The 573-nt window shown below is 39.3% G+C and carries 1 protein-coding gene; it reads left to right on the top strand.

Annotated features, from left to right (window positions below; all coding sequences use genetic code 11):
* Positions 1-573 (top strand): Kae1-like domain-containing protein (locus IE271_RS44670; protein ID WP_229920015.1); only part of this gene is annotated, 573 nt, incomplete at both ends.

The raw sequence follows: 573 nt of genomic DNA, 5'->3' as shown, positions 1-573 counted from the left end.
ACGCATTGAAGAAGTGGCTAGGTTTGAAGAATTTCTGCTTTTAGGGGGGGAAAAAGCGATCAAAGAGCCTAAACGCCTGGTTTTAGAAATTTCCTTAAAACACCAACTCAACAAGCTTTTAAAGCGCGTTCAAAAACATTTTAAAGAAGACGAATTAGAAATTTTTAAACAAATGCATGACAAAAAAATTCAAAGCATAGCTACCAATTCCATAGGGCGTTTGTTTGATATAGTAGCGTTTAGTTTGGGTTTAACAGGAACGATTAGCTTTGAAGCAGAGAGCGGGCAGGTTTTAGAAAATCTAGCCTTACAAAGCGATGAGATCGCTTTTTACCCTTTTACAATCAAAAACAGCGTGGTGTGTTTGAAAGAATTTTATCACGCGTTTGAAAAGGATTTGGGCGTTTTAGAACCTGAACGCATCGCCAAGAAATTTTTTAACAGCCTAGTAGAAATCATTACCGCTTTAATCGCGCCTTTTAAAGAGCATGTGGTGGTGTGCAGTGGGGGCGTGTTTTGCAACCAATTATTATGCGAACAATTAGCCAAACGGTTGAGGGGGCTAAAGAGGCA

The organism is Streptomyces minutiscleroticus (genome assembly GCF_014650875.1).
Classification (GTDB): domain Bacteria; phylum Actinomycetota; class Actinomycetes; order Streptomycetales; family Streptomycetaceae; genus Streptomyces; species Streptomyces minutiscleroticus.
The sequence above is the reverse complement of the archived record's forward strand: the minus strand, read 5'-3'. Positions and strand labels throughout refer to the sequence as shown.